This is a genomic window from Meiothermus rufus DSM 22234, assembly GCF_000423425.1.
GTDB classification, from domain to species: domain Bacteria; phylum Deinococcota; class Deinococci; order Deinococcales; family Thermaceae; genus Meiothermus; species Meiothermus rufus.
Genome location: NZ_AUHY01000011.1, coordinates 46900 through 62883, shown reverse-complemented (window position 1 = coordinate 62883; position 15984 = coordinate 46900). Strand labels below are relative to the sequence as shown.

The 15984-nt window shown below is 61.5% G+C and carries 20 protein-coding genes and 1 tRNA gene; 10 read left to right on the top strand and 11 right to left on the bottom strand.

What is annotated here, in order from left to right:
* On the bottom strand, window positions 1-294 hold a 294-nt coding region (locus G552_RS0103370; RefSeq protein WP_027881742.1), incomplete at its 3' end, for a helix-turn-helix domain-containing protein.
* A gap of 113 nt (window positions 295-407) precedes the next feature.
* Here G552_RS0103370 and G552_RS0103365 point away from each other — a divergent pair.
* Window positions 408-1121 carry a gamma-glutamyl-gamma-aminobutyrate hydrolase family protein gene (locus G552_RS0103365; RefSeq protein WP_027881741.1) on the top strand — a complete coding sequence of 238 codons (714 nt, stop codon included), beginning with the start codon at window positions 408-410 and terminating at the stop codon, window positions 1119-1121.
* Window positions 1122-1129: 8 nt separating this feature from the next.
* Here G552_RS0103365 and minE read toward each other — a convergent pair whose 3' ends face one another.
* Window positions 1130-1354, bottom strand: a complete 225-nt coding sequence (gene minE, locus G552_RS0103360) for a cell division topological specificity factor MinE (RefSeq protein WP_027881740.1) — start codon at window positions 1352-1354, stop codon at window positions 1130-1132.
* Window positions 1354-2157, bottom strand: coding sequence for a septum site-determining protein MinD (gene minD, locus G552_RS0103355; protein ID WP_027881739.1), 804 nt, complete (start codon window positions 2155-2157; stop codon window positions 1354-1356). Before minD ends, minE begins: the two co-directional genes overlap by 1 nt.
* Before the next feature lie 164 nt (window positions 2158-2321).
* Between minD and G552_RS16470 the strand changes: the two genes are divergently transcribed.
* From G552_RS16470 to G552_RS0103340, 3 genes are all read left to right on the top strand, one after another.
* Complete coding sequence (locus G552_RS16470; protein ID WP_169447867.1) at window positions 2322-2477, top strand: hypothetical protein; 156 nt, start codon at window positions 2322-2324, stop codon at window positions 2475-2477.
* A 9-nt stretch (window positions 2478-2486) separates the two neighbouring features.
* Window positions 2487-4043 carry an acyl-CoA mutase large subunit family protein gene (locus G552_RS0103345; protein ID WP_027881738.1) on the top strand — a complete coding sequence of 519 codons (1557 nt, stop codon included), beginning with the start codon at window positions 2487-2489 and terminating at the stop codon, window positions 4041-4043.
* 88 nt (window positions 4044-4131) lie between these two features.
* Window positions 4132-4551 (top strand): hypothetical protein, encoded by a 420-nt coding sequence (locus G552_RS0103340; protein ID WP_027881737.1) that lies wholly within the window; start codon window positions 4132-4134, stop codon window positions 4549-4551.
* Window positions 4552-4555: 4 nt separating this feature from the next.
* Here G552_RS0103340 and nikC read toward each other — a convergent pair whose 3' ends face one another.
* From nikC to G552_RS0103325, 3 genes are all read right to left on the bottom strand, one after another.
* A complete protein-coding gene (nikC, locus tag G552_RS0103335) occupies window positions 4556-5407 on the bottom strand; it encodes a nickel transporter permease (protein ID WP_027881736.1) in 852 nt (283 codons plus the stop codon).
* Window positions 5408-5410: 3 nt separating this feature from the next.
* The gene (locus G552_RS0103330) at window positions 5411-6418 is read right to left on the bottom strand and encodes an ABC transporter permease (RefSeq protein ID WP_027881735.1); all 1008 of its coding nucleotides are present in this window, start codon (window positions 6416-6418) and stop codon (window positions 5411-5413) included.
* A gap of 110 nt (window positions 6419-6528) precedes the next feature.
* On the bottom strand, window positions 6529-8100 hold the full coding sequence (locus G552_RS0103325) for an ABC transporter substrate-binding protein (protein WP_027881734.1): 1572 nt from the start codon (window positions 8098-8100) through the stop codon (window positions 6529-6531).
* Between the two features lie 90 nt (window positions 8101-8190).
* Between G552_RS0103325 and G552_RS14665 the strand changes: the two genes are divergently transcribed.
* The gene (locus tag G552_RS14665; RefSeq protein ID WP_051195659.1) at window positions 8191-9255 is read left to right on the top strand and encodes a chromate transporter; all 1065 of its coding nucleotides are present in this window, start codon (window positions 8191-8193) and stop codon (window positions 9253-9255) included.
* A gap of 164 nt (window positions 9256-9419) precedes the next feature.
* Here G552_RS14665 and G552_RS0103315 read toward each other — a convergent pair.
* Window positions 9420-9495, bottom strand: a tRNA-Ala gene (locus tag G552_RS0103315).
* A gap of 37 nt (window positions 9496-9532) precedes the next feature.
* Entirely contained in the window at window positions 9533-9901 is a 369-nt protein-coding gene (locus G552_RS0103310) for a hypothetical protein (protein WP_027881733.1), read from the bottom strand.
* 80 nt (window positions 9902-9981) lie between these two features.
* Between G552_RS0103310 and G552_RS0103305 the strand changes: the two genes are divergently transcribed.
* The 4 genes from G552_RS0103305 to G552_RS0103290 all read left to right on the top strand — a co-directional run bounded on the left by G552_RS0103305 (window position 9982) and on the right by G552_RS0103290 (window position 13238).
* Window positions 9982-10623, top strand: a complete 642-nt coding sequence (locus G552_RS0103305; protein ID WP_027881732.1) for a Rad52/Rad22 family DNA repair protein — start codon at window positions 9982-9984, stop codon at window positions 10621-10623.
* A 16-nt stretch (window positions 10624-10639) separates the two neighbouring features.
* Window positions 10640-11398: a metallophosphoesterase gene (locus tag G552_RS0103300; protein ID WP_027881731.1), complete on the top strand. Its 759-nt coding sequence runs from the start codon at window positions 10640-10642 to the stop codon at window positions 11396-11398.
* Between the two features lie 3 nt (window positions 11399-11401).
* Window positions 11402-12208: a 16S rRNA (adenine(1518)-N(6)/adenine(1519)-N(6))-dimethyltransferase RsmA gene (rsmA, locus tag G552_RS0103295; RefSeq protein ID WP_027881730.1), complete on the top strand. Its 807-nt coding sequence runs from the start codon at window positions 11402-11404 to the stop codon at window positions 12206-12208.
* A 112-nt stretch (window positions 12209-12320) separates the two neighbouring features.
* A complete protein-coding gene (locus G552_RS0103290; protein WP_027881729.1) occupies window positions 12321-13238 on the top strand; it encodes a carbohydrate kinase family protein in 918 nt (305 codons plus the stop codon).
* Here G552_RS0103290 and hisH read toward each other — a convergent pair whose 3' ends face one another.
* From hisH to G552_RS0103275, 3 genes are read right to left on the bottom strand one after another with little or no spacing between them, the layout of a single operon-like run.
* Entirely contained in the window at window positions 13239-13835 is a 597-nt protein-coding gene (gene hisH, locus G552_RS0103285) for an imidazole glycerol phosphate synthase subunit HisH (protein WP_027881728.1), read from the bottom strand.
* Complete coding sequence (gene hisB, locus G552_RS0103280; protein ID WP_027881727.1) at window positions 13832-14416, bottom strand: imidazoleglycerol-phosphate dehydratase HisB; 585 nt, start codon at window positions 14414-14416, stop codon at window positions 13832-13834. The genes hisH and hisB overlap by 4 nt, the downstream gene beginning before the upstream one ends.
* On the bottom strand, window positions 14409-15467 hold the full coding sequence (locus G552_RS0103275; protein WP_027881726.1) for a pyridoxal phosphate-dependent aminotransferase: 1059 nt from the start codon (window positions 15465-15467) through the stop codon (window positions 14409-14411). The genes hisB and G552_RS0103275 overlap by 8 nt, the downstream gene beginning before the upstream one ends.
* Window positions 15468-15612: 145 nt before the next feature.
* On the opposite strand from G552_RS0103275, the gene mscL reads away from it, so the two are divergent.
* A complete protein-coding gene (gene mscL / locus G552_RS0103270) occupies window positions 15613-15981 on the top strand; it encodes a large conductance mechanosensitive channel protein MscL (RefSeq protein ID WP_027881725.1) in 369 nt (122 codons plus the stop codon).
* The last annotated feature ends 3 nt before the right edge of the window (window positions 15982-15984 follow it).

Here is a 15984-nt window from a genome sequence, read left to right as displayed (position 1 = left end):
CTTATCCCGCATAAACTGCAAGGCCTCTGCGTGGAGTTTGCGCCGATTGCCTTTCTGGGGACGATCCGCCAGTCCCTCGAACTTCCGGCTTACCCAGGCATTCAGCGCTGCGCCAACCGTCCGCACGTGGCATCCGACATACCCGGCAATCCGGCTCATCTCCCAACGCTGGTTCGACAACCGAATCATCTGACTGCGCAGCCTCACCTTCTTGTTCATGTGGGGGCTTTGCTCGATAGCCCGCAGTTGTTCATCCTCTTCTTGGCTCAACTCAATGTACCGAAAGTTTCCCACTGTAAAAGTCTATCGTGAGTGTACTTAGGTCGGATTTGCGAGGAAGAGGCCCCGCCCTGGGTGGCCCTCAGCCCAAGCCACCAGGCCGCCTGCCATTTGCTGGCTTCCAGTTCATGAGGCGCTTTATCGGTATCACTGTGCACACCGGCCTCGAGCCCGCGTCCTCCCAGGCCCTCGAGGTGCACTACCGCCTGACCGCGCAGTACACCCGAGCCGTGCGGGAAGCCGGGGGGGTGCCGGTGCTGCTGCCCACCCACCCCGAGTATGCCGCCGAACCCTGGGCTGTGCTGGAGGGCCTGGACGGGCTTCTGCTGAGCGGTGGGGGTGGGAATCGGGCCACCTTCTTCGCCCAGGGAGCCCGCCCCAGCCTGCGGGAGACCAACCCCCCCCGCTACGACTACGAGGTGGCGCTCATCCAGGCCGCGCGGGCCGCTGGCCTGCCGCTGCTGGGCATCTGCCGGGGTTTCCAGACCCTGGTCGAAGCCGAAGGAGGACCTCCGGTAGAACTCCTAGAGCCTGGCACGGTGCAGCATGACCAGACCGAAGCGCCACATCACCCCACCCACCCCCTGAAGTGGGCCGCCGAAAGCTGGCTTGGGGCCACCCTACAGTACCCCACACAGGTCAATAGCTTTCACCGGCAGGGGGTGCGCCAGGTACCTCGCGGCTGGCAGGCAGTGGCCTGGGCCGTGGACGGGATGGTGGAAGCGATGGAATCGCAGGAGGGTCTTGGGGTAGGGGTGCAGTTCCACCCTGAGTGGCTGCTCGAGCAGGACCTCCGCTTCCTGGCACTATTCAGGTGGTTGGTGCGCAAAGGCGCGACGTAAAGCCTTGCCTACTTGTGAATAGGCACATCGGCCTGAAGCTTCATTTTGTCGTCCATGGTTTCCACTTGAACAGAGATGTTTTCTTCGTCAGGGAAATAGCGTTTCAGCACCGCCAACAAATCCTGTTTAAGCTGCTCCACCAGGCCCGGGCTAAGCTGGGCACGGTCGTAGGCCAGCACCAGCTTCAAGCGTTCTTTTAGGGTGTCTTTGCTTTTGCGTTGCCAGGGCCACATCACCTACCCCCAAAAAGCCGGCGCAGCGTGCCCAGAAACCCGGGGGAGTCGCTCAGAGGGGCGAAGGGCACTTCCTCGCCCCGCACCCGCTGGGCAATTTCGAGGAAAGCCTTGCCTGCTGCCGAGCCGTTTTTGAGCACGAGAGGTTCGCCCTGGTTGGAGGCAATCAGCACAGCTTCGTCTTCGGGTACGATGCCGATAGGCTTGATGCCTAGAATCTCTACCACGTCCTCTACCGAGAGCATGTCGCCCCGCTGTACCATCTTGGGGCGCAGGCGGTTGATGACCAGATAGTTTTCCCGAATCTCCCGGGCTTCCAACATCCCGATGATCCGGTCGGCATCGCGCACGCTCGAGACCTCCGGGTTTACCACCACCAAAGCCCCCTCGGCTGGCGTAGCCGCAGTCTGGAAGCCTTTCTCGATGCCCGCGGGTGAGTCGATCAAGACCCGGTCGAAGCCCTCTTCTTCCAGCAAGGCCTTCACGATCTGACGAAACTTTTCCGCATCCAGGGCCTCCTTGTCCCGGGTCTGTGAGGCCGCCAGCAAAGCCAGCCCTTCGATGCGCTTGTCGCGGATGAGGGCCTGGCGCAGCTTGCACTTGCCCTCGATCACGTCGATCAGGTCGTAGACCACCCGGCCCTCGAGGCCCATCACCACATCCAGGTTGCGCAACCCCACGTCCACGTCCACCACGGCCACTTTCTCGCCCAACTTAGCTAATGCTGCTCCCACATTGGCTGTAGTGGTGGTCTTCCCTACGCCACCTTTTCCCGAAGTCACCACAATTGCACGGGCCTTCACGCTGAATCCTCCTGTTGGCTTGGGCCGCTAAACACTGGGACTAGTATACGCGCAAAAAGCACACGGTGTCAGGTGTGAATCAGGAACTATGGAAGAATAGAGCCCACAGAAACCCCATTTTACAGGACTAGGCCAGGGGTTATCGAAGAGCTACAATCTAAAGCATGCAAGACCCCAAACCATCTTCTGGCGAAATAAAGCCAGACTGGAAGGATTTTGTTGCCCTGGTGATTGCGGCCTACTCTCTTCTGCTACCTCCTCTGCTGCTTATCTTTGGGGTGGCCGCGCTGGTGTTGGTGTTGCTGTACCTGATCTTCTGAGGAGGGTGTATGCAGGCCGTGGCTGAAGCTCTTTTTGAATCGCTGCCCGAGGGCTACCAGGAACGCTTGGGCCGCCCTGGGGAGTACCCCTTTACCCGGGGGGTCTACCCTCGAATGTATACCGAGCGCCCTTGGACCATGCGCCAATACGCGGGTTTTAGCAGCGCCGAGGAGTCGAATGCTCGCTACCGCTACCTGCTCTCGCAAGGCCAGACCGGGCTTTCGGTAGCCTTCGATCTGCCCACCCAGCTAGGGCTGGATCCCGACCACCCCCTGAGTGTGGGCGAGGTGGGCAAGGTTGGGGTTTCCATCGCCAGCCTCGAGGACATGCGCACCTTGCTGGAGGGCATTCCTCTCGACCGGGTTACGACCAGCATGACCATTAACGCCCCAGCCAACATGTTGCTGGCTTTGTACCTGTTGGTGGCCGAAGAGCAGGGGGTGAGCTGGGACAAGGTGGGGGGAACCATCCAGAACGATATTCTCAAGGAGTACATCGCCCGTGGTACCTATATCTTCCCCCCAGGCCCCTCCATGCGGCTTATTACCGATGTGTTCGCCTTTTGTGCGGAGAAAGTGCCCCGCTGGAATACCATTAGCATCTCCGGCTACCATATTCGCGAAGCGGGCTCGACTGCGGCCCAGGAAATTGCCTTTACCCTAGCCAACGGCATCGCCTACGTGCGGGCGGCCATCGAGGCTGGCTTGGATGTGGATGTTTTTGCCCCGCGCCTTTCCTTTTTCTTTGCCGCCCACAACGACATTCTGGAAGAAGCGGCCAAGTTCCGTGCGGCCCGCCGTATGTGGGCCCGCATCATGCGCCACGAGTTCAAGGCCCGCGACCCTAAAAGCTGGATGCTGCGCTTCCACACCCAGACTGGCGGTTCCACCCTCACCGCCCAGGAGCCCCTCAACAACGTGGTGCGCACGGCCTACCAGGCCCTGGCTGCGGTGCTGGGCGGCACCCAGAGCCTGCACACCAACGCCTACGACGAGGCCCTGGGCCTCCCCACCGAGAAAAGCGCCCTGCTGGCCCTGCGTACCCAGCAGATTCTGGCCTATGAGTCGGGCATTACCCAGGCCATCGACCCTCTGGGAGGCAGTTTCTATGTGGAACACCTGACCGATAAGCTCGAGGCCGAGGCGCAGGATTATCTGGATCAGATTGCCAAGCTGGGCGGCGCGGTAGCCGCGGTGGAGGCTGGCTTTTTCCAGAAGGAGATCGAGGAGTCGGCCTGGGAGTTCCAGCGCCAGGTGGAAAGCGGCAAGCGGATTATCGTGGGGGTCAACCGCTTCAACAACCCGCACTCCCCCCTCAACGAACCGACACCCGTCCAGCGCATCAGCGACGAGCTGGCCCAACGGCGCAAAGCCCAGATTCAAGCCTTCCGGGCCAAGCGCGATGGGCAGTCGGTGCAAAACGCCCTCGAGGCCCTGCGTCAGGCTGCTAGGGGTCGGGAAAACTTGATGCCCTACATCCTGGAAAGTTTCCGCCGCCTAGCCACCCTGGGAGAGATCTGCGGTGTGCTGCGGGAGGAGTGGGGGGAATATCAACCCTCGTATTGAATGGGGTTGTCCTGCTGGCCCCTGGAGATGAAGCCTGGCTTTAACCCGTACACACTTTTTTTGCGCCTCGGTACGGTTTGATGGAAGCGTGACCTTGTCCACAAGCTGGAAGCTGGGGGGTATTGCTGTCCTGGCGCTACTGGCGTTGGGTAGCTGGTGGCTGCACCAGCGGGCTCACGCCGAGAAATCTGTGCCCTACCTAAGCTACACGGCTACGGGCCAGGTCACGGCCCTGCAACCCTTAGGCACCGAGGGCTGTCGGGTAGAAATCCGGCTACACCAGTGGGTCAGCCTGAGCGACGGCTTTACCCTGGCAGAGATACCCCAGCGGGGCCAGGTCTACACGCTGCGGGCCAGCCCTGAGCAGTGCGTGGCCCTCGAGGTGGCCCTAGCCTCAGGGGACCAGCAAAACCCGGGTCACATCTACTATCAGGCCCAGCAGCTTTCCTCAGGAGAGTGGCACGTAACACAAACCCCCAGGCTTCCCCTGGGTTGTGGTGGGCTCTAGCCCTTTAGTCCCTGGCCCTAGGGTCTAACACGTCGCGCAGCGCATCGCCCAGCAGGTTGAAAGCCAGCACGGTAAGCAAAATGCCCATGGCCGGTGCAGTGGGGGCCCAGATGGCCTCGGCGATGTAGCTACGGGTTTCGGAGACCATGGCTCCCCACTCGGGGGTGGGGGGTTGGGCCCCAAACCCGATGAAGGACAACCCAGCCGCAGTCAGGATGGCCCCGCCCACGTCGAAGCTAGCCTGGACAAAAATGGGCGTAAGGGTATTGGGTAACAGGTGGCGCAGCATGAGCCGGATCCTCGAGGCCCCTAAAGCCCGGGCCGCCTCCACAAACTCCCGCTCGCGCAAAGCCAGCACGTTGGCCCGCACCAGCCGCGCATAGATGGGCCAGCTCACCAGGGCCACGGCAATAATGGTGTTGTTGAGGTTGGGCCCCAGCGCTGCCGCGATAGCCATGGCCAGAATCAGGGAGGGAAAGGCAAAAAAGATGTCGGTCAGGCGCATCAGCAGGTTATCCCAGGCCCCACCCAGGGTGCCCGCCAACAGGCCGACTGTTACCCCCAGCAACACCGCCAGCAAGACCACCCCAAACCCCACCCGCAGCGAGATACCCGCTCCATGGGCCACCCGGGCCCACACATCCCGCCCGAGCTGGTCGGTGCCCAGCCAGTGTTCAGCTGAGGGGGGCTGGAGGCGCTGGGCGATGTTTTGCTGGATGGGATCGGGAGCAATAACCGGGGCCAGGAGGGCCACCGCCATCAACAAAAGCAGTAGACCTAGGCCCAAAAGCCCACCGGGGTTTCGCATGAAGCGCCTAAGTGGGCGTAGGGAGGGGTTTTTGATTGCAGGAGACATGGTTCAGGCGTAGCGAATCCTCGGGTCGAGGAAGGCATAAAGCAGGTCTACCACCAGATTGATAAGGGCATAGACCAGACCCACCAGCAGTGTTACCCCCATCACCGCCGGAAAATCCAGGCTGGTGGCCGACTGGGTTACGTAGCGGCCGATGCCTGGCCAGCTAAAGATGGTCTCGGTGAGCACTGCCCCGGAGAGCAGCCCCCCTAGCAGGCTTCCCAAAAGGGTCAGGATGGGCAGGGAGGCATTCTTTAGGGCATGGCGCAGGATCACTGCTCGAGGCCCTACCCCTTTGGCCCGGGCGGTACGGATGTAGTCTTGTGCGAGCACCTCGAGCATGGTCGCGCGGGTCATGCGGGCCAGCACCGCTGCCGAGAAGGAGCCCAAGACAAAAGCTGGCAGAACTAGGTGACGTAGGGAGTCTACAAAAACCGACCAATCGTGGGCCAGCAAGGCATCGAGCCCCACCAGCCCCGTTACCCGCGGTGGGGGAATGGAAAAACCGTCCAGCCGCCCCTGCACCGGCAGCAGGTCGAGTTGGCGGGCCAGCACATACTGCAGCAATACGGCCAGGAAAAAAACCGGCGTGGCTCCGCCAATCAAAGCCAGCACGCGCACCGCCACATCGGTGGCCCTGTTTTGTTGGAGAGCAGCCAGAATGCCAGCGGGCACACCCAGCAACAGGGTAACCAGAAAAGCAGCTACAGAAAGCTCGAGGGTAGCTGGAAAAAACTCCTTCAAGTCTTCGGCCACGGCCCGCTGGGTACGCAGGGAGTTGCCCAGATCGCCGGAGAGCAAGCGGCCCATGTAGATGAGGTACTGCTGCCAGATGGGCTTGTCTAGACCGTAGCGCTCACGGAATTCCCGGATTTGTTCTTCACGGGCATTATCGCCCAAAGCGGCTATCGCCGGGTCAATCGGCACCACATTGGCGATAAAGAAAGTGGCAAAAGTTACCCCCCAAACAACAAAAACTACGAAGAAGAGGCGGCGGATCAGATAAGAAAACATAAAGGCTACTCAAGGCCTCGAGGTTGGAACTACCGAACTTTGGATAGCTGGTAAGTGCGTGTACCGGCAATACAGCACGGCCCCTACCAGCTATCCTCTGTGGTGCTTCTTTAGGGCAGCTTGCTAATGTTTTCGAAGCGCACCTGGCCCTGGGCGTTACGCACGTAACCCTCTACCTTGGCCGAAAGGCCCAGCGGTACGGCGGGCTGATAGAGTACCGCGTAGGGGCCATTCTTCAGCACGTAGTCGGTCAGAAGCCGGTAAAGGGCAACCCGCTTGGTCGGGTCGGTTTCCAGTGCAGCCTGGTTAGCCAGGCGGGCCGCAGTGGGGTCGTTCCAGGAGTTACGCCAGGCAATGCTGCGGGCGGCAAAGTCGGCCCAGGGGGTGGCGTTGCCGTCAGGGTCGGGGAAGTCGGGGCTCCAGCCAACCAGCACCATCTGGTGGTTTTGTGCCCGGTAGGTACGAAGCACTTCGGCGTTGGCGATGGCCCTCACATTGGCTTTAAAGCCCCCTTTGGCCAGGTCGGCCTGCACCTTGGCAGCGATATCGGCACAGGGAATGCCGCCGCCGCAGATACCGGTGCTCACCAGGAGTTCGAACTCGAGGCCATTGGGGTAGCCAGCCTGGGCCAGCAAGCGGCGGGCTCGAGCCGGGTCGAAGTTGTAGGGCGTGCGGGGGTCGTAGCCCAGCAGCCCTTTGGGGATGATGGTTTGAATCTTGGTGCCGTTGCCCTGCACCAGCCCATTCACCAGCTCATCCTGGTTGATGCTGTAGCGAACCGCCTCGCGCACCAGCTTGTTGGCGAAGGGGCTCCCCTCCTTGACGTTCATACCCAGGTAGTTGAGCCGCAGGCTGTCGGCCTTGAGGGTGCGGAAGCGCGGGTTGCCGGCCAGCGCCCGCAGGGCCTCAGGGGTCAGGCCCTCAGCGATGTCGATTTCGCCCGACTCGAGGGCCGTGCGCAAAACCGCAGGCTCTTTGATCTCGCGCAGGATAACCCGCTGCAGCTTGGGCTTGATGCGGGCATTGGGGTTGGCTTCCAGCAACACCTGCGAGCCCCGATCCCAGCGCACCAGGCGGAAAGGCCCCGAGCCGGCCGAGTTGTTGGTGAGCCACTCCCGGCCATAGTCGTTGCCCTTAGCGTTCTTCTGCACCGTCTCGGAGTCCACAATGCCACCGATGTTGAAGGTCAGAATCGAAAGGAAGGAGCCCGGAGAAGCGGTCTTGGGAATGCTGACCACCACCGTGTAGTTGTCCACTGCGCGGGTGGCCCCTGGTTTGAGCTGGGCAATCTCGGTGAAGAGGAAGGAACCCGGCCCCTTCAACGCCAAAGCCCGCTCAAAGGTGTAGACCACATCCTTGGCGGTCACCTCGTTGCCGCTGGAGAACTTGCTGCCCCGGCGCAGACGGAAGGTGATCTCCCAGGTATCCTTGCCCCGCTCCACCTTCCAGCTTTCGGCCAGCCCCGGCTTCAGGGTGGAGAGATCGGCCCCTTCGTACTTGACCAGGGTTTCATACAGGTTGTCGGTTACCAAGCCCCCGGAGAACTCGTAGGAGATCTGGGGGTCCATGGTGATCAGATCCGACCAGTCCCCACCGTATATCAGGGTCTGGGTGCGGTCTTGGGCTAGGGCACTGCCCAGGCTTAGTGCCGCTATAAGGCCCACTGCTTTTATAGGATTCATGAAACCTCCTTTCGATACGCTGCCAACAATACCGACTGAGACCGCTGTGGGTCAAGACAACGCGCTGACTCTAGGGCATACACTAGGGCCATGCCCTGGTTAATCCTGAGAACCTTTGCCTGGCTGGGCCTGACCGCATTTGGCGGCCCTGCTGCCCACCTGGCCATTTTTCAACGCTTGCTGGTGGGCCAGGGCAAGTGGGTGAGTAAGGAGCAGTACCTGAAAATGCTGGCGGCGGTAAACCTGATTCCTGGCCCCAACTCCACCGAAACCGCGATGCTGTTGGGCTACGCCAGGGGTGGGCGCTGGGGCTTGCTGCTGGCCGGGTTGGGCTTCATTGTGCCTGCGGCGCTGGTCACCCTGGCGCTGGTAGCCTTGTACCAGGAGACCGCCTCGCTCCCGCTGGTGCAAGGCGCGTTTCTGGGGCTTAAGCTGGCCGTGGTGGCCCTGATTGCCCAGGCCCTGGGGGATTTGCTGCCGCATCCACGCCAAAACCCCCTGACCTGGGTGCTGGCCCTGGCAGGGTTTGGGCTGGCCGGACTGGGCCTGGTGGAATGGGCGGTGGTGCTGCTGGTGGGCTTACTGGTCATGCTGGGTAAGGCCACCAGGTTACTGAGCCTCGAGCCCCTCAGCCTGTTCTGGTTCTTTTTGCTGGTAGGCTCCACCCTGTTTGGCTCGGGGTATGTGTTGATTGGCTTGATGCAGGAAATGGTTCGCCAGGGCTGGCTCCGCTCCGATGAACTCCTGCATGCCCTGGCCCTGGGCCAGGTGACACCGGGCCCCCTCCTGACCACCGCCACAGCCGCCGGCTACCTGGCCGCGGGTATTCCCGGAGCAACCCTTGCAACCCTGGGCATTTTTCTGCCGTCGTTCGGGTTTACCTTTCTGGCGGCTGGCCTCCTGCATCGCCTGGAGGGGCATCCCCTGGCCGATGCTTTTCTGAGGGGGGCTTCCGGGGCCGCACTGGGCCTCATCGCCTGGGCGCTATGGCTGCTGGGGCGCGAAACCCTGGTGGGGTGGGCCGAGGTCCTCGTCGCCCTCCTGGCGTTGGGACTCCTGCTGGCTAGATTGCCCCCTCTTCCCCTGCTGGGCTTATTTGCCCTGGGGGGTGCGCTCTGGCGTACCTGGACTGGGTGGGCGAGCTCGGTTTTTTGAGCATAGACCAAAGCCGGGGGTTTCGTCATGGCTGTGACCATGAACCCTTCGGGGTTGTTGGCCTGTTCAGGCTAGTTCGCAGTGTTGTTGACGGTTGACTCTAGGGGATGAAAAGCCCTTCAGGACAAAAACAAAATCCGGGTTTTTGCCCCCGGATTCTGCGTTGGTGGAGCCGAGGGGACTCGAACCCCCGACCTCTTGAGTGCGATTCAAGCGCGCTCCCAGCTGCGCCACGGCCCCAGGCCTTAGATAGTGTAGCCGGGGCCGCTCCCCATGTCTAGCCTTCCTTCACCCGAACCTCAATACGGCCCTTGTGCTCTCGCACCTCCAGCTTAGCCTTAGCCCGGCCCCGGCGATACTCTGCCTGGTGGCGGCCATCCTTCACCTGATACTTGACCCTTGTCCAACCCCGGGCCACCAGGTCACGGTGGTGGTGAGCATACACCTCGGCCACCCGGCTGCCGCGGTAGACCACTAGAATTCCCTGGGGTTCGGGTACCCGCTCCAGCACCACTACCCCTGGCACCAGCCCAATGCGCACCTCCGCTCCCACCACCAGGGTGGGTGGGGGAGGGGTTTCCACGGTGACACGAATCTGGGCCAGGGCTACCGAAGCCAACACCAACAGCGCAAGCCATCTCTTCATGATTTTTACCGTACTTGTTTCCTGTCCAATAGGCATGTGAGGAAGCTTAAGAACAGCCTTAACTGCTAAAATAACTCCCAATGAACGATATCTGGGAGATGCTCGGCGAGCCCTTCCCCCCTGAGGAGCTGCAATGGCGGGTGGAGGCACTTTCCAAGGATAAGAAACGGGCTTTGGTGGTGCCCTACGTGGATGCTCGAGCGGTTTTGGATCGCCTCGATGAGGTGGTGGGCACCCACGGTTGGCAGGACAGTTACGAGGTGCTCTATGCCCACGAGGGCAACTTCGCGGTCAAGTGCCGACTAACAGTGATGGACGTGACCAAAGAGGATGTGGGTGAGGGAGATAGCTTAAAGGCGGCTTTTTCCGACGCTCTCAAGCGGGCTGCGGTCAAATTCGGTATTGGCCGCTTTTTGTACCGTTTGGACAAGCAGTGGGTGAACCACGACCCCGAGACGGGCCGGTTCGAACGGCCAGAGGTGAGCCTCGAGGCCACTCCTTCCCCGCGCGAGCCTAGCCGCAGGGAAAGCCCGCCTCCTGCCGAGGGCAAGCCCGAACCTCAGGAGCTGATTGACCGCTTGCTCGAGCGCCTCAAGGAGGCCGGGCTGGGCAAACAGGCCGCCCAGATTGTGATGAAGTATGGGGGGTATGGCAAAAACCCCGACGAAACCCGTAAACTCTACGGCGAGCTGCGGGCTTTGCTAAAGGGGCAGACCTCGTGAGCAGAGGGTATTTGTGATTAAAGTCATCGCTATCGGAGACCTGCATGCCGAGTTCGCCAAGCTGTGGCGGGCCTTGAAGAATTCCTACGCGGTGGGGGAGGACTGGTTGCCTTCCGACCCGTTGCGACGGGGTGTTTACCGGGTGGTGCTGATGGGCGACCTGGTGCACCCTAAGCTGCTGGCCGATTACCGCCGCCTGACCGGTCTGGAAGACTACGACCCCGATAACCCCGACCACCTACGCATGGCGGCTCGAGCCCAAATACGCGAGCTCATGCGCATCAAGCGTTTTCAGGAAGCCGCTCCCGAGCATATCACCATTCTGCTGGGCAACCACGACCACGCCGTTCTTACTGGGGAAATGGTCCTAGGGAATGCCCACCTCGAGCACAAGGAGTTCCACCCCGAGCTAGGCGGTGTGGAACTGCCGGAGGAGCTGAAGAACTGGTTCCGCAGCTTTCCCACTGAGCTCAATCTCTACAGGGTCAATTTCGCCCACGTGGGGCCGGTGCCCTGGCTGCAAACCTACGATGAGCTGTTTTACAGCGGGCGCGAGGCCAAGGAGTGGTGGTTTCACAATGCGGATTATGTGGAGCGCATGGGCTACCGCTTCGGGGTGTATGGCCATACCGTGATGAAAAACGGTATCCTGGTCAAAGATAAGCTGGCGCTGATCGATGCTTTGGATCAAAACCAGTACCTCGAGCTCATCCTGGACGAGGATAAGCTGGAGTGGGAAATTGTGGAAATCCCGCCGGTGGGTACCGGCCTTTAGTTCGTGAAGCTCACCTCTATCGCTACCGTGCGCGATCTCCTGCAGCGCTACGGCCTTAGGGCCGACAAGCGCTTTGGGCAGAACTTTCTGGTAGAACAGGGCTACCTGGAGAAAATCGTGCAGGCGGTGGGTTTCTCCCCCGGCGAAACGGTCTACGAGGTGGGGCCCGGTCTGGGCACCCTCACTCAGGCCCTAGCCCGGGCCGGAGCGCGGGTCTTCAGCATAGAAAAGGATCGCCGTCTAGCCCCTCTGTATGCCGAAACCCTGGCTGGACTCGAGGTGGAGGTCCTCTGGGGCGACGCCCTGACTTTTGATTGGCACCAGGTGCCTCCTCAGAGCCTTTTTGCCGGCAACCTGCCCTACAACATCGCCACCCCTCTCATTACCCGCCTGCTCCTGTCGGGGCGCTTCCGCCGCATCGTAGTTTTGGTGCAAAAAGAGGTGGCCCTGCGCATGACTGCTTCACCCGGCAGCCCGGCCTACGGTTTGCTTTCCCTGCGGGTGCAGTACCACGCCCAAGTCCGCCGGGTGCTGGATCTGCCGCCAGGGGCCTTCTTTCCCCCGCCGAAGGTCAATAGCTCGCTGGTCTGTCTGACCCCCAACCACAAGCCCGATCATCCCGCGCTCTTCCGCCTGATTGAAGCGGCCTTTGCCCAGCGGCGCAAAACCTTGCGCAATGCCCTCGAGGCTGCCGGCTACGACCCCGCACGGGTAGACCAGGCTTTGGAGGCTTTGGGCCTTGCGCCTTCGGTACGGGGTGAGGCCCTGGGTTTGCCGCAATTTGAGCAAATCCTCACAAAAATAGGCTAAGCTTTGTTAGCGATTTCTCATAAGGTTGGGGTAGGCTACTACCCAACCAGCAGGGCAAGCGGCTAAACTTAGACCAATCCTGCAAGCCGGTAGAGGAGGCTGGGAGGCCTGAATGCGGTTCTTTGTCGTAGGGGATGTATCGGTTGACCTAATCTATTTTCTCGAGCGAATCCCGGAGCCGGGGGAGGAGGTTTCGGCCCAGCGGGCCCTGATGAAGCCCGGTGGAGCGGGGGGCACCCTGGCCGCCCACCTGGCCAGCTTGGGTAACAAGGTTTACCTGGCTAGCCGGGTGGGTGACGACCCCTTCCGCAGCGTGGCTTTGTCCCAGGTGGAGCGGGTGGGGGTCGACCTCAAGTATTTGCAAACCGACCCCGAACAGACCACCTCGTCTATTCTGATTCTGCTGGTGCCGGGCGGTGAACGGGCCATGATTGCCACCGGAGGGGCCAGCCGCTACCTGGATGCCGCCGAGTTTAAGGCCCGCATGCTCGATCCGGTCGACGGGGTGGTCATCTCGGCCTACGCTTTTGTGGGGGGGCCTCAGCGACAGTACGCCATCCATGTGCTGGACGCGGCCCGAAAGCGCGAGCTGCCCATTTTCGTTGATTTGGGAACCGGAGCGGTGCGGGCTGCGGGTAAAGAACTGCTGAGCATCCTGCGGGGGGTTCCGTATCTGCTGATGAACCAGGTAGAGCTGCTGGCCCTGACCGGGGCCTCCTCCATTAGCGACGGGGTGAGTGCCCTCAGGGGCTGGGGCCTCGAGACCGTTATCGTTAAGGTGGGGGCTTTGGGCTCCATTGTGGTGACCCCGGCCCGCCAGGAACTCATCGAGCCCTACCCGCTGGAGGAGGTGGTAGACACCACCGGCTCGGGGGATGCCTTTACCGCAGTGTTTGCCCATGCCATCCTGCAGGGCAAAGACCCCTTCACCGCGGCCCGTCTGGGCAACCTGGCCGGCTCTTTGGCGGCTACCGCGGTGGGGGGGCAGGGGCGGCTGATCACCGAAGAGGATTTGCTCCAGGCCCGCTAGCTAGAGGGTGCGGAAGTAGGCCCGGATGGCCTCGAGCAAGGCCAGCCCCGCCGCCCCGCTTTTTTCTGGGTGGAACTGTGGCGCAACCAGATTTTCCCGGGCGTAAAGGGCGGTAAAGCGGGTGCCCTCGTACTCGGCTAGGCCGAGGCTGCCCTCCCCCACAGGGGCGTAGTAGGAGTGGACGAAGTAGAAGTAGCGGCCCGAGAGGTGGGCAAACAAAGCCGGGTAGGCCACCGTATTCCAGCCCATCTGGGGAACCCGGCGGGCCTGGAAGCGCACTAGGCGGCCTGGGGCCAGCCCCAACCCGGCCACGCCGGGGGCTTCTTCCGAACCGGCAAAGAGGATCTGCATGCCCACGCAGATCCCCAGAAAGGGCTTGCCCAAAGCGATGTGCCGGCGTACCCCTTCCTCAAAGCCCGAGGTCTGAAACGAGCGCATAACCTGGCCAAAGTGGCCCTGGCCGGGTAGCACCAGTAGGTCGTGGCGGGCCACCTCACCCGGGTCGGCGGAAACCGTCACCGCATAGCCGGTAGCCTGCAGGGCCTTGGCCGCACTATGCAGGTTGCCCGAGCCGTAGTCGATGAGCAGGGTTTTCACAACAGCTCCTTGGTACTGGGGAGGTCATCGCGGGTCAGGCGGGTGGCCTGGTAAAGGGCTCGGGCCAGGGCCTTGAAGCTAGCCTCGAGGACGTGGTGGGCTTCCCGCCCCGCCAGCAGGCGCAGGTGTAGGGTAAGGCCCGCGTGATTGCACAGCCCGCGCAGAAACTCCCGCAGGTGATAGGCGTTGAGTCCTCCTGCGCTGCCCGCGATGGGTAACTCCTCCGGGACGAAAGCCAGGTGAGGCCGGCCCGAGATATCCAGCACCGCCTGCACCAGGGTCTCGTCCATGGGCACAGTGGCCTCGCCGTAGCGCTCGAGGCCTTTTCCCTCTCCTACCACCTGGCGTAAGGCCATGCCCAACACGATGCCCACATCCTCCACCAGGTGGTGCACGTCCACCTCTAAGTCGCCTTGGGCTTCCACCGCCAGCCCCAGCCGCCCATGCCGCTGTAGGGCCAGCAGCAGGTGATCCAGAAAGCCCAGCCCAGTGTGGATAACCCCTTCCACAGGGCCATCCAGGTCTAAGCGCAGGCGAATCTGGGTTTCAGCGGTGTGGCGTTCTACACTGGCGCTACGCATGGGGTACCTCGGCTAGGGCAAAGGCGGCTTGCAAAAAACGCTGGTTTTCCTCCGGGGTGCCTACCGAGACCCGAATACAGCCTTCCAGGCCGGGGTAGCGATCCTGCCGCCGCACCAAAATGCCCTGACGTAAGAGCCCCTGATAGGCGGCCTCGGCATCTGGGGTGCGCAGCAAAATAAAGTTGGTCTGGCTGGGGTAGGCCTGCCAGGTAGGGTGGGTTTGCAGAGCGCGCAAAAGCTTTTCCCGCTCGGCCACCAAGGTCTGCACGATATTTTGCACATATGTAGGCGATTCCAACACCGTTAGCAGAACCTGGGCGGTATGCGCGGGCAGGCCGAAAGGGGGTACAAAGTTTTGCACTACCCGGCAAACCTCGGGGGCGGCCACTAGGTACCCCGCCCGAATTCCCCCCAGACCCCAAGCCTTGGAGAAGGTGCGCAAAAGGGCTACGTGGGGGTTAGTTCGGGCCAGTGGTAGGCTGTCGGTTCCGGCGAACTGGTGGTAGGCCTCGTCGAGCACCAAGAGCCAGCCGGTCTGGGCTGCTTTTTTGGCCAGGCACCGAACCTCCCCTTCACTGAAGAGCCGGGCTGTGGGGGCGTGGGGGTTGGGCAAAAACAGCACCCCCGGGCCAGCCTCGAGGGCCTCGAGCAAAGCCTCTAGCGGCAGGGCAAAGTCGGCCCCTAAGGGAATTGCCCGGTAGGGTGTGGCTGCTACCCGGGCGGAAAAGGCATAGTGGGGGAAAGAGGGTGCGGTGTCCAGCACCTGCTCTGCGGCTTGGGCCAGAATTTGAATGAGCAGGTTGGAGCCCGGGGCCACCACCAGCCCTTCTGCAGGCCAGTCTAAAAAAGCTGCCAGCCGCTGGCGCACCTCCTCGGCGTGCAAGTCGGGGTAGCGGTTGAAGTCCAGCTCTTGCAAGCGCTGCAAAACCCGCTTTTTGAGCTCGAGGGGTAGGTCGTAGGGGCTTTCGTTTTGGTCGAGCTTGATGGGGGCTTCGCTTTTCTGATAGGGGTAGCTAGGCAGTTTTTGAAGATGGGGCTTAAAGGCCTTCACCCCCCGATTGTGGGGAGTAAAAGGGCCTGGCGTCAAGGGCGGGGCTTGACGCCTAAACACCCTAGGCTTAGATTGGCTCTGGGTCGCCCAGAAAAAGAAAAATCCCCTCAGCACCAAGGACGGCCTTATTCGTTTGGAGGGTTGTATGTGGGAAGGATTCAGGCAATTCATCCTGCGGGGAAACGTGATCGACCTGGCTGTAGGGGTGATTATCGGCGGGGCTTTCGGTGCGATTGTCAACTCGTTGGTGGTTGACATCCTGACCCCTCTCATTGGCCTGGTGTTTGGTGCTCCCGACTTCTCGGCCTTAAAGCTGGGCCCCTTGAACGTGGGTAAGTTCCTCAATGCGGTGGTGAGTTTTTTGATGATTGGCTTTGCCCTTTATTTTTTCGTGGTTACACCGATGAACAAGCTACAAGAAATGCGTAAGAAGACCGAGGCCCCTGACGTACCGGCGGCCCCGCCAGAAGAGATTGTGTTGCTTCGGGAAATCCGCGATGCCCTGAAGAAGTGATTA